Source organism: Paenibacillus phoenicis (assembly GCF_034718895.1).
GTDB lineage: Bacteria > Bacillota > Bacilli > Paenibacillales > Paenibacillaceae > Fontibacillus > Fontibacillus phoenicis.
Genome location: NZ_JAYERP010000001.1, coordinates 4,233,268 through 4,245,428 on the forward strand (window position 1 = coordinate 4,233,268; position 12,161 = coordinate 4,245,428).

The 12,161-nt window shown below is 53.2% G+C and carries 10 protein-coding genes; 6 read left to right on the forward strand and 4 right to left on the reverse strand.

Features of this window, described 5'->3' with window-relative positions; translation table 11 throughout:
- The first annotated feature begins 144 nt into the window (after window positions 1-144).
- Entirely contained in the window at window positions 145-1,116 is a 972-nt protein-coding gene (locus U9M73_RS19885) for an aminoglycoside phosphotransferase family protein (protein WP_323078750.1), read from the forward strand.
- Between the two features lie 542 nt (window positions 1,117-1,658).
- Here the strand turns inward: U9M73_RS19885 and U9M73_RS19890 are convergent.
- Complete coding sequence (locus tag U9M73_RS19890; RefSeq protein ID WP_323076132.1) at window positions 1,659-2,777, reverse strand: IS110 family RNA-guided transposase; 1,119 nt, start codon at window positions 2,775-2,777, stop codon at window positions 1,659-1,661.
- Between the two features lie 232 nt (window positions 2,778-3,009).
- On the opposite strand from U9M73_RS19890, the gene U9M73_RS19895 reads away from it, so the two are divergent.
- The 4 genes from U9M73_RS19895 to U9M73_RS19910 all read left to right on the forward strand — a co-directional run bounded on the left by U9M73_RS19895 (window position 3,010) and on the right by U9M73_RS19910 (window position 7,309).
- A complete protein-coding gene (locus tag U9M73_RS19895) occupies window positions 3,010-4,008 on the forward strand; it encodes a glycosyltransferase (protein WP_323078754.1) in 999 nt (332 codons plus the stop codon).
- Window positions 4,005-4,778 carry a GNAT family N-acetyltransferase gene (locus tag U9M73_RS19900; protein WP_323078757.1) on the forward strand — a complete coding sequence of 258 codons (774 nt, stop codon included), beginning with the start codon at window positions 4,005-4,007 and terminating at the stop codon, window positions 4,776-4,778. Before U9M73_RS19895 ends, U9M73_RS19900 begins: the two co-directional genes overlap by 4 nt.
- Before the next feature lie 293 nt (window positions 4,779-5,071).
- Complete coding sequence (locus U9M73_RS19905; protein ID WP_323078761.1) at window positions 5,072-5,983, forward strand: polysaccharide deacetylase family protein; 912 nt, start codon at window positions 5,072-5,074, stop codon at window positions 5,981-5,983.
- Between the two features lie 36 nt (window positions 5,984-6,019).
- Complete coding sequence (locus U9M73_RS19910) at window positions 6,020-7,309, forward strand: MFS transporter (protein WP_009223886.1); 1,290 nt, start codon at window positions 6,020-6,022, stop codon at window positions 7,307-7,309.
- 29 nt (window positions 7,310-7,338) lie between these two features.
- Here the strand turns inward: U9M73_RS19910 and U9M73_RS19915 are convergent, their stop codons facing one another.
- Both U9M73_RS19915 and U9M73_RS19920 read right to left on the reverse strand, forming a co-directional pair.
- Window positions 7,339-9,066, reverse strand: a complete 1,728-nt coding sequence (locus tag U9M73_RS19915) for a putative bifunctional diguanylate cyclase/phosphodiesterase (protein ID WP_009223887.1) — start codon at window positions 9,064-9,066, stop codon at window positions 7,339-7,341.
- A 206-nt stretch (window positions 9,067-9,272) separates the two neighbouring features.
- A complete protein-coding gene (locus U9M73_RS19920; protein ID WP_323078763.1) occupies window positions 9,273-10,289 on the reverse strand; it encodes a LuxR C-terminal-related transcriptional regulator in 1,017 nt (338 codons plus the stop codon).
- Window positions 10,290-10,562: 273 nt separating this feature from the next.
- Between U9M73_RS19920 and U9M73_RS19925 the strand changes: the two genes are divergently transcribed.
- Window positions 10,563-11,714, forward strand: coding sequence for an HD-GYP domain-containing protein (locus U9M73_RS19925; protein WP_260071530.1), 1,152 nt, complete (start codon window positions 10,563-10,565; stop codon window positions 11,712-11,714).
- Window positions 11,715-11,785: 71 nt separating this feature from the next.
- On the opposite strand, the gene U9M73_RS19930 is transcribed toward U9M73_RS19925, so the two are convergent.
- Window positions 11,786-11,941, reverse strand: a complete 156-nt coding sequence (locus U9M73_RS19930) for a hypothetical protein (RefSeq protein ID WP_198136168.1) — start codon at window positions 11,939-11,941, stop codon at window positions 11,786-11,788.
- Between the last annotated feature and the right edge of the window lie 220 nt (window positions 11,942-12,161).

Consider the following 12,161-nt stretch of genomic DNA (forward strand, 5'->3'; position numbering starts at 1 on the left):
ATAGAAAAATATTCAGAAAAGAGCGGTTCGCTTAAGGCGCCGCTCTTTTTTGCCTGCAATTTGCTATACGCCGGCGGCGGATTGACAATCTTTTCAAAATTTATGTAACATTAAGGTCAAACTAGGGAGCGGGAAGGAAACCAAATGCAGAACATCGATGAAGTGGTCAAAGCGGACGGAACGCTGGATGAAGGCAAGATCTGGCGCCGGGAACCGGTGTACCAAGGCATGAACGGCCAGTGGGTGGAGCGGATCTATATCGCCCCGGGGCAGAGCTATATTTTCAAGCCGCTGACGAACGGTGAATCGGCAGACCGGGAGGCGTGGGTGTACCGGAACGTACTGGCGGAGCTGCCTGAGATCACCGCACCGATGCTGCTTGCCGCCTCGCCGGAGGGGAGCGGCGCCAAGAGCTGGGCGATCTTCGAGAACCTCGGGCCGCTGGACCATGTCTATCGGCTGGTGTACGCCCAGGCGGCAGCCAAGCAGCTGGCCCGCTTGCACGCGGCTCCCGCGGAACAATGGCCGGGCTTGCTTGCCCAAGGCCCGAAGCCCGGCATCGCAGCCATCGCCGCAGATGTGCTGAAGCGGCGGGAAGAGGCGTCGGCTGTCCTTAGCGGACGGGGACTGCCGGATCAATGGTTGGATTCGGCAGTCGTCTCAGCGGTCCGGGACGGTCGCGGCTTCACAGCCCAACGGCAAGTGCTGTCGCACGGCGATCTGCATCAGGGCAACTACGCCGTGACAGAGGCGGGGCGCGTGGTGTTGCTCGATTGGGAGCATGCGCACCGGAGCCTCCCGTATTGGGATTTGTATCATCTGATCGACATGTCGCATCCCCGGTTTCCGAAGAGGATGTCGGCAGAGGATCGGATGCATCTGCTTGAAACCTATCTTACGGAAGCGGATAAACAGGGCACGCCATGGGTCAAGGATGTGATGATCCGGGAGTACGCTTGGTTTGCTGCGATCTTTTCGATATGGATGCTCTTGTTAATCGAAGGAGATCTGCACCGAGGCGGCGGCGTGTGGACGACGGAAGGGCTGCTGCGACAGCGGGAAGAGACGTTGGACGGCTTGGACGGATGCCTTGAACTGCTGGAGAACCATGGGTAGCATATGAACACTTACGATCTGCTAACGGACTGTAGTGACCTTATCAGCTCATTTTCGGAATATTTCCCGCTTTAACGGACCTGAAAGCCGCTATTTGGGCTATAAAGAGGTGTTTCTATCGGATTTGCCTACAATAAGGTCTCTCAAGTCCGTTGCTATGAACGTTTTTGTCAAGCCCTCGGTTTTAAATCTGCCTGAGCACGTGGCGCGAGAGCAAAAATGCGAGCGACGGTCGGCACGCTGCTATCCGTGGGTTGGTTACCACATGTTATGCCTTCGTCAGGGAGAGCCCTTGCAAGCTAGAAACGCACGTTCAGTTTCTTTCAAAACCTAGTGCAAACGGACTACGCAAATTCTCTCCTGAACCTTCGTTTGCTCCCGGGCCTCGTGCTCCGGCGTGAGCTTGTCAAGCGTCTTCCTTGACAAGCGGTGGGGTACAATTCAACACTTTTCCAAATCCTCATCGAAGATGAGGAACGCCACACGGCGAGTGTGGGGGTGCAGGGGGCAACGTCCCCTGCGTCCTTCATCGTCCAAAGGCGTTAGGAGGCTGCTGGCTGCTCCACGGTTCGAGCAACCGCCCATATGAACCCAATCAATTCCCGGGCCACCGCACCGACGGCCACATTCTTGTGCTTGTTCTTTCCAAACACAAGATGACGGTATTTGTAATGCAATCTTTCTTGCGCCTTCCAGGATAACAGCTGTACGTCGGCGGGCATACCATCTAATCGCTTAGCGAGATCCCCTTTTACGGCAGGACGGTGACGGTAACTCCAAGCGGACTCCACCAAAGTCCGTCGTAAGCGGCCATTTCCGGCTTTGGTCATGCTGCCGCGTCGAGTACTTAGGCCCGTGGAATACTCACGAGGGACCAGTCCCAAGTACGCCATCAGTTGCGCAGGGGAGCGAAAACGCGCAAAGGTTCCGATTTCAGCCGCAAGGGTAATGGCTGTAAGCAATCCAATCCCCCGTAGGGACTGAAGAGCTTGGATCAGAGAAGCCTTAGAACCGGTCGCAGCTTGCTGGACCAGTGCTTTTTCTAGGCGCCCCATGCGTTGCTCGATCTCATCCAAAGTATGAAGCATTTCGCTGAATGCCACGTGCATGGACTCATACGGGAACGTAAGCTGCCCTAACCAGACGCGATACTTCTTGGTCCAGCGACGCTTTATGGTGGCGGGTGGTTCAATCTGGTGACGAAGCAGGAATTTCAAGATCCGCTGACGAGCCCGGTGGGCATCTTCCTTGGCAGCTTCACGGGCGCGAACCAATTCCCGTAGAGCCTCATCTTCCCGTTCGGGGACGTAAACGGGAGTGAGCTCTCCTGCACGATACAAACGCGCGAGTTGCTCGGCATCCCGTCGATCTGTTTTCACTTGGTCGCCGGGGCGTTTGGGAATGAGCGATGGAGCAATGACGACACAGTGGGCCCCCATGGAGGTGATCCAGCGATAGGTTTCGTAACCTGTGGGTCCTGCCTCGTAGCAAAACGATAGCGTTTCGGCCGCTCCCAGCTCTTTGATAAGCTTGCGTAACGCTGCCGGTGTGTGGGGAATGGTTCCGTAATAGCGTGGAGCTTCCCCGCTCACATCTGCAATCGCAACCGAAATTTTTTCTTTGGATACATCTAAACCGACGAATTTTGTGGTAGACTGCATAGTATCAGCTCTCCTTTGCTATGTAGCTCTGAAATGGTTTGGGTTACACTTTCCATTTTAACCTACGAGATGTAGCAATTTGGAGGGCTGTCTTTGTTTTACGTTCATCTTAGCTAAAACCTCGTAGTCCCGAATTCGTAGCGATTAACGTCCCTCAGGTCCGTTAGCGGTTGACGAAGCAAGACATGACGTGGCAAGCACATATTACTATAACAACTAGAGGCGGGGTTAAATGAAGAAAGTCGGTTTAGTCATGCGAAAAATCCAGTTTGCGGAAGCCCAAGGCCCGCGCGTGTTTGCGGAGCGGCTGCGCGACATCGGCCGGGAGCTAGGCGTGGAGGTTGTATTTATCTCGCCGGAGCGCCATGTCAGCGGACACGATTGGCTTCCCGGCTATGAGCACGAGAAAGGCGATCTGGTCAATTACGATATCGTGCTGGACCAAATTTATTCGCAGAACATCGAGCACGTGATTTATACGGTATCCGGGTTTACTTTTCTCAAAATGTTCCTCCCCAAGAGCGTACTGTTCCCACACAGTTTCCCTGACCCGGCGTTGACTGGGTATGAGATGATGAAGCCGTTTTACGGGATCGTGGACAAGGCGATCGTACAGACGGAGTTTTTGCGGAAGCAAATGAACGACGTGTTCGGTGTGACGGATGTGGACGTGATTCCCATCGGATTTAACGAAGCGTTGGCGGAGCGGTTTTTTGACCCCTCGGCTATCGTGGAGAATCGGGTACTCTGGATCGGACGGGACGAGGAGAACCGGCGGCCGGACCTGGTGCTGGAATATGCGCGGCAAAATCCGGACAAGGACGTCGTGATGGTGTTTGGCGGGGAGCGTTATAAGGAAAGTGTGAAAAAATACAACATCCCCCACAACGTCACCCTGCGGTTTGCGTTAAGCCAGGATGAAGTGTTTTCGCTGATGAACTCGGCCAAGGTGTACTGGAGCTGCTCCCGGTTTGATACCTTTGCAATGCCGCTGACCGAAGCGCTGGCGATGGGCAAAATCGTCGTCAAGCCGGAGCATCCCTGCTATGGTCACATTAGCTCCCGTCACGCCTTTGCCGGCAACGAGAACAACTGGTTTGAACTGGTCAACATGGCGGCAGCCTCACCGCTGAAGTATTCCAGGGACAACCGGGATTACGCCTTTGAGAAGTTTTCGGCGACAGTGATGAAGAGAGGATACGAGCGGTTCTTTGGAGAGTGGCTCAAATGAGCGGGCGGACGGAAGAAACCGAGGTAGCTGATCGATTGGAGCAATTGGCCGCAAGTGGGTGGCCTCCGCGCGAGTTGGAATGGCTTGGCACTTGGCGGCTTCGGGCAAACGACGGCGTCACAACAAGAGCGAACAGTGTGCTGGCAGCCGGACCTTTTCCAGAGGGCGATTGGCTTGCCATCGTGGAGCACTTTTACCGGGAACGTGGACTGAGACCCTGCTTTCACGTCAGTGAATCTTCACCTCAAGAGTTGGATGGGCTGCTGGCCGCGGCGGGGTATGAGATCTCGATGAACTGCCTGCTGCTGGCGGCTTCTAGCCAGGATGTACTTCAGCGATCCACCGTTTACGAGGCTGACGATGTGGAGTTGGTTTATAAAGCGGGACCGGTCGAGTCATGGATGGACGCATTTCTAGGGATGGAGGGATTTCCGGAGGAACGCCGGGCCGGATATACGTCGATCTTTACAGCAATGCCCACACCTAAGGCGTTTGCGGCAATCTATGAAGCGGGTGAGCCGGTGGGCTTAGCTACCGTGGTCATTGAGGAGGGCCGGGCCGGGATCAGCAATGTTGTTGTCGATGCACGCCACCGCCGCAAGGGGATCGCCGGCCGCCTCCTGCGTGCGCTAGCGTCTTGGGCGATAGAGAACGGCGCGGAAGGTATGCACCTGCAAGTGCTGGCGAACAACGCACCGGCGTTGGAGCTCTATAATAAGCTTGGCTTTACGGTCGTGTCGGAATATCATTACAGAGTTCTCAATAGCTGATAACGGAAAGGGCAGTCGGATACCGATTGCCCTTATTTTTTTGCCTGAGCAGGAATTATCAGGGTGTAAGCGAAATTACAAACTTATGAACTATAGGCTTAGGTTCCAACATACACTTGGTATATAAATTCATCGGCCCCAAAAAGGGCTGAGATCTGTGATACGTTCGTCATCAATCGGGATTCGCAGTTTTATCCATAACCGAAGGTACACTTCGGTTATTTTCACCATTTATGTAAGCGTTTTAATTATCAAGCTCATTGAAATTAGAGCAGAAACGGAGGAGAAGGCAAATGACATTGGCAGAGCGATTGGGGTACGGGCGGGAAGCCAAACTGTTGATTGTGAATGCGGACGATTTTGGAATGTGCCATGCGGAAAATACGGCGATAACCCAACTGCTACAGGAACGGGCGGTCTCCTCGGCGACGGTCATGATCCCTTGCTCCTGGGCCAAGGAGGCGGTGGCGTGGAGCGTTGCCAATCCGGAATTCGATGTGGGGGTCCATCTGACGTTCACCAGCGAATGGAACGGATATAAGTGGGGGCCGGTCACCCGGGATGGGGACGTGCGGACATTGGTGACAGAGGAAGGTTATTTTCCCGAGGACGTTGCTCGCTTCGAATTGCAAGCCAGCCGGCCGCAAGTGCGCCTTGAGATGATTAACCAGGTGGAGACGGCGCTGGCGTTAGGCTTAGCACCTACACACCTCGATAACCACATGGGCAGTTTGTATGGATTGGCAACCGGCCATCATTTCCTTGATGTGGCGTTTGAGATTTGTGCGGATTACGGCCTGCCCTTCCGTTTGCCGCGTTCGTTGCCGCAGGTAGGGAAATTGCCGCCGGAGGCGAACGCCCTGATTCATCAGGTCACCGAGCTCGCCGATCGGATGGGCGTGATCCTCCTCGGTGATCTCATCGGTTTGCCCTTTGGCAAGCAGCCGGGCGAAACGTACGAAAGCTACAAACGCGATATGATCACCGTCCTTAAAGCGCTCCGTCCCGGTGTCTCGGAGATTATCATCCATCCGGCGCTCGCGACGGAAGAACTGAAGGCCATCCACAACGAATGGGAAAAAAGACAATGGGATTATCAACTGTTCCGTGATCCGGACATTAAGGCGGTTCTTGCGGAGGAAGGCATCGAGATGATCCGCTGGAAGGACTTGCAGGACCTTCAGAAGTCACAGCAGCGGCCCTAAGGCCGGCCGGCGGATCGAATAAAGGAGGCAGGGCGGATGATGCGAACCGCAAATCCGGGAAACCGGACGGAGCTTCAAAAGGTAGCCTACAGCTCGGGCAATCTGGCGGTAAATTTGATGTCGCAAGCTTTTGCAACCTATCTCGTCTATTATTACGTCGACGTGCTGGGCGTAAGGCCCGCCTGGATCAGCTTGGCGATGATATTTCACGGCGTGCTGAATGCCGTGCTGAACCCGCTGTTTGGCCATCTGTCCGACCGGACCCGCACCCGGTTCGGCAGACGCCTTCCCTATATCGGTTTTGGCCTGGTTCCGCTGGCCGCAGCGTTTGCGTTGCTGTGGACGCCGCCGGCGGCGGAAGGGGCGGCCTTTCCTTATTTTATAGGAACCGTAATCCTGTACGATGCTTTATTCGTCTTGGTTGTTCTGAATTACTCGGCCTTGTTCCCGGAGATGTTTCAGAGCATCAAGGACCGAGCGTATGTCTCTTCGTGGCGGCAAATGATGGGGATCGTGGGCATGATTGTAGGTGTCGCCATTCCGCCGCTCCTCTATTCACAGATCGGTTGGGGCTCCATGGGGGTTATATTTGCTGTATTGTCGGCCGTATTCCTAGCGTTATCCCTTTGGGGCAGCCGGGAACATCACGATACGGTACGTGCCACCTTCCGTTTGACCACAGCGGTTCGACATACTCTGGGAAACCGAGCGTTTGTCCTGTACGTGACCGGAAGTTTCCTGGTGCAGTTTACATTTGCGCTGCTGCCCGCCGGGATTCCGTTCTACACCAAATACGTTCTGGGCCGCGAGGAAAGCTACAACACCTTGCTGCTAGGGGGGATCTTTCTCACCGCCATTCCTTGCGTATTCCTGTGGGGACGGATCACAGCGAAATACGGCGCCCGGCAGGGGATCCTCATTGCGATGGGCTGCTATACAGCGGCGTTGCTGCCGTTCGGCTGGGTGACACAGGCAGGAGGGGCGATTGCCACCGCCGCTGCCGTCGGCATCGGATTGGCAGGGTTGCTGGTGCTGCTCGACGTCCTGTTGTCTGAGGTGATCGATGAGGATGAGCGGCGTACCGGCGCAAGACGGGAGGGCATGTACTTCGGCATGAACGGATTTATCGTGAGATGGGGAGTTTCGCTGCAGGCTGCTTGCATGGGGCTCATCCTGGAGGCGAGCGGTTACGACGCCGCATTAAACGAACAGCCGGCATCGGCCGCGATCGGCATCCGATGGATGCTTAGCGGGATACCGGCTGGAGCCTTGCTGCTGGCATGGTTATTTTTTTACTTATTCCCTTTGGGGAAGAGAACGTCGTGACCGGAGTGTATCGAGAGCCATGACGCGCATTAACTCGATTTCAGCAATCCCTCTATGGCTTCCGCGTTAAGCGGACGGCTGTAATAGTAGCCTTGAATTTGATCGCAGCCGTTTTGCTGCAGGAATTCGAACTGAGCTTTCGTCTCGACGCCCTCGGCCAGCACCGTCATGCCCAGCGATTTGCCTAACTGGATGATGGAGCGCAGCAGAGAGTTGTCGCGTTCAGAGCACGGGGTCTCCTGCACGAAGGTGCGGTCGATTTTCAGTACCTGAACCGGGAGCGATTTTAAGTAATGAATCGAGGAGTAGCCTGTCCCAAAATCGTCTACAGAGAGCGAGATGCCTTTTTGCTGCAAGGCAGTTAAGGTATCCTTGATCATCACATGATCGTTTAATAACGATTCGGTTACCTCCAGCTCCAAATACTGCGGGGCCAAACCCGTCTCGTTCAGCACTTGTTCAACGGTACGCAAGAATTGCGGATGCCGGAACTGCACTGCCGAGACATTCACCGATACCGGCAGCTTCGGATGCCCGGCATCTTGCCATCGTTTGTTCGCTTTGCACGCTTCCCGCAGGACCCATTCGCCCAATTCAACGATAAACCCATTCTCCTCGGCGATCGGAATAAAAGAGTTTGGCGGAATGTATCCCTGCACCGGATCCTTCCAACGGATCAGCGCTTCAAAGCCGGTCAGCTCTTTGGTTGAGGCATTCACCTTGGGCTGGAAGTGCAGCTCGAACTCCCCTTCCGCCAGTGCGCGGATCATTTTTTTCTCTAACGTGATTTGGGTCTTCAGCCGGTCCATCAGGTATTGATCATAGTAATGCGGGCCTTCCAGCGCTTCCTTCTTGGCTTCTTTCATCGCCATTTCCGCATGCTGCAGCAGTTGATGGATGTCGGAGCCGTCGTCCGGGTAGAGGCTGATCCCCATTCCGAAACCGACCTGGAACGCTTCGCCGGATAGGGTGTAAGGCTCTCTGAGCGCTTGGTTCAAATCTAGTGCAAGTGTATGTATGTATAATGGATCCGTTATGTTCGACACCAACACGAAAAATTCATCCGCAAAATTCCGACACATCGGGGTTCCATCCGGGAAAGAACGGCGCAGTCTTTCTGCGACTTGACGCAGCAGCTCATTGCCTTTGCTCTCGCCATGGCTTTCATTAATCAGCCGGAAACGGTTTAGGTTGATGCAAATGACGGCGGCCGTGGTATGCTCGGCTTGGGCCGAAAGCAGCTCGGCGTACATCAGTTCCTTAAAATAGTTCGAACTCATCAGGTGGGTCGCCGGATCGAAATGGGACAACTGGCGGAGCTGTTCCGTTGAAGCCTGCTGCTTCTCCACTTCCCGGGTCACGTCGAACTGAAGCCCGATGAAATAGAGAAGATGCCCCTCCGCATCCAAAATGGGACTGATGACAAATTGGTTCCAGAAGGTGCTGCCGTCCTTTTTATAGTTCTTGATCGTTACTGTAGCGGCTCCAATTTCCTTGATCGCTTTCCGAATGACGGCGAGATGTTCCTTGTTGGTCTCTTTCCCCTGAAGGAAACGGAGATTTCGGTTGAGAACTTCTTCTCGCTTGTATCCGGTAATCTTCTCAAACCCTTGATTGACATAGACCAACGGATTGTCCGGAAGATTCGGATTTGTAATGGCCAAGCCAACGCCCATCCTGTCAATGGCCTGAAGCAAGGCCGAAGCGGTGAGCATGAATTCTGGCCGGAATAGGGAGCTTATCTGGTCGTCTTCCACAATACAAAGCCTCCTCGAAATGATCCGCTGAAGAAGTAGAATAACCGACGATGTGCGTCATACGGGAGAATCCAATAAAACTTTAGCTTATGACTCCATCATACATGCGGCATGGCACCGATGGCAATCGATTTTTCCAATAAGCTGCGACGATAGACGCACATCCTTCCACCTAACTGCCAGGATTCGTAATGATAGAGAACTTGTCATTTCGAACCGGTCGGAACAGAGATTAACAGCTTAAGCAGTTGTGTCCGGTTGCTGGCCCCCACTTTTTGAAAAATGGAGCGCATATGCTTCTTAATTGTGACTTCGCTGAGAAAAAGGCGGGAGGCGATGTCACGGTTGGTCAGCCCCTCGGAGGCGAGAGCGGCAACCTCCTTCTCGCGATGGGTCAAATCCGTCCGGGCGTAAATGGCCGCCTCCGGCTTCAACTTCGGCAGACTCTCCGGGGCCGGGGATCCATCCAAGACCATCGCTTCACAGCCTCTCGGGCGTGCCTCGTCACGCAGGCCTGGAAGGGCCGGTTCGCCGTCGTTGGCGTTGTGCTCACCGAGCAGCGAAGTGAGCATCACAGGCAAGCCGTCCGTTTGCTTCCAGATGCGCTGAATTTGGTCCGGTTCAACGATTCCGCGTCCCCGCAAAAAAGCGACAACGCTGTGATAGTCCAGGTTCTTGAGCGGCATCCGATAGATGGTATATTTCCACAGCGGGCATCCCGTCCACTTGCTGGACAACGGATTCCGGCCGGTGATGATGCTGAGGCAACGGTCCTTAATTTGCGGAATAAAAAAATCACGAAACCAATCATCCATCGTCTCCAGCAGTTCATACGTATCAATAAATAAAAGCACAGCCCCCAAATTAGCTCGTTTATTGACGGCCTCGATGGCAGCTCTGATGATAAAGTCGGGATCGGATAATGAGGGGAGGGTGTCCAACAAACCGAGCTGGAACAGGATTTGCCGGCAGATTTCTTCGGGTGTGGTTTTGATTTTCGCGGCATCAAGTGTGATTACGGCTGCGCCTTGTTTTGCGGCTTGCTTCTGAAATTCCTCAGCTAGAAAGCTTTTTCCTACACCGGAGGAGCCGTAGATATTGATGATTCGCTCCATACTAGAATAGTGCTTTAGATATAACGAAAAGACCTCCAACTCCCACTCACGACCTACGATCCGGGATGGCCAACCAGGGTCCTGGTGCTCATGTTGTGTTAGCCTCATCGTTCTTCACCCCCCTCGCCATTTTATCATTTATGTTATCATAGTTCAGAATATCGCTGAATTTAAAGTTGGAATAGTGACTTTTTGTATAATTATGTCGAACTATGCTTTTCCAAAGTATACTTTGGGGTAATGTCTCATTTTCTGTCGTCATGATAAATTCGATCTTGGAGAATAAGAATTTCTTCTAGGCCAAAAGGCTTAGTGAATAAACATAGATGCGCAAGCGTTCTTCATTGATAGTTGAATTTTTTCATATAAAGAGGTGATGTCATGAGACAGGTTGATGTCAGATTGCTCGAACCCGGTGATGTCTTGGCCGAGCCAATAGTGAATCAATACGGGATGACGATGCTTGGGGCGGGAACTGCATTAACGGAGAACCTTATTGCTCGTCTGAAGAAGCTGGGGATTCAAACCGCGATCGTCCGCAACAAGGAATTGGATGGTTCCTTCCAAGAGGTCGATGTGAAGAAGCAATCTTCGATGTTGAAGTTCCAAGACCTCAAGGAGAAACGCGAGGCACGAAAGGAAATCCGGCAAATGCTGGTCCGTTTGGCTGACTCCGATCTGGGATTGGGGCGCCTGTCCACTCCTCACGTGGATGAGCAGTTTCGCCGGATGTTCCGCAACATCCTGTACGATATCACCAGTCATGAGCAAGTGCTCGACGGCTTGATTCGTCTGCAGCAAAACGATCCTTACCTGCTTGATCATTCCTTTCATGTCACGGCGTATTCCGCTATTCTTGGCATCGCGGGTCAATACTCCGGTGCGGAAATGATCGACCTTTGTGTAGGTGCGTTGCTGTTTGATATCGGAATGACGGAACTGCCGTCCCACATCATCCGGCGTCCCGGCAGCTTGACCGGAGCCGATCGTGAGGCGTTGCGGCGTCATCCGGAGGCAGGCTTCCAGATCATGTGCGAGATGGAAGGTGTATCGAGGCGTTCGGCCTTATGTGCGCTGCAGCATCATGAGCGATATAACGGGACAGGCTATCCTTCCCGCCTCAAGCATCATGAAATCGATGAATACGCCCAGATCGTGGCGATTGCCGACACTTATCACGCGTTGATCTCTCGCCGGAACTACCGACTGGCCTATACTCCCGGCGAAGCGATTGAATATTTGCTCGCTGCAGGGGATCGTTATTTCAGCCTCGAATTAATTCAGAAGTATTTACGTCATATCAGTATTTACCCCCTTTCCTCCATCGTAAAACTTAGCAGCGGCCAGTTAGGCGTCGTAACCTCTTTGGATTCCAACTTGGTACACCGACCGACGGTGAAGATCATTCGGGAAGCGGACGGTTCAGAAGTAAAATCACCTTATGAAATTGATCTCATGCGCAAAACGGACTTGGTGATTACGGAAATCATGGAGAATGACGAGGCAGGGCTGCAGTTGTCCGCAAGAGCTTAACTCTTGACAAGATGCAAAAAAAAAGCGAGCTTAGGTGGTCCCTAAGCTCGCACTTATTTTAATAGGGTTGACTACTTGACGTCGGTTACCTCGGACTGCATCATTTCCAGCTTGCGGATTATCTCCTTTTGCCACTGGCGGTCGCCCAAATGGGCGGCAAGATTGAGCAGATCCAAGTAGTCATCGATGTCCAGCCTTGTCTTTCTGCGGGCGGCTAACAATCTCATGGGCATTCTCTCCTCTTACGCTGTTGTTCGTTGGATAAACCAGGCCAGCTCCGAATTAATAATGATAATCATTATCACATAATCCTAATTTTTATTATGCACAAATCCGTATCGCTTGTAAATAGCAGTAATACCGTTTATTTTAGATTTAAACGAAAATGGTGTATGATGGATGGCCGTAACCAAAGAGGGATAAGCTAACCTCAAACGAACACCAAGC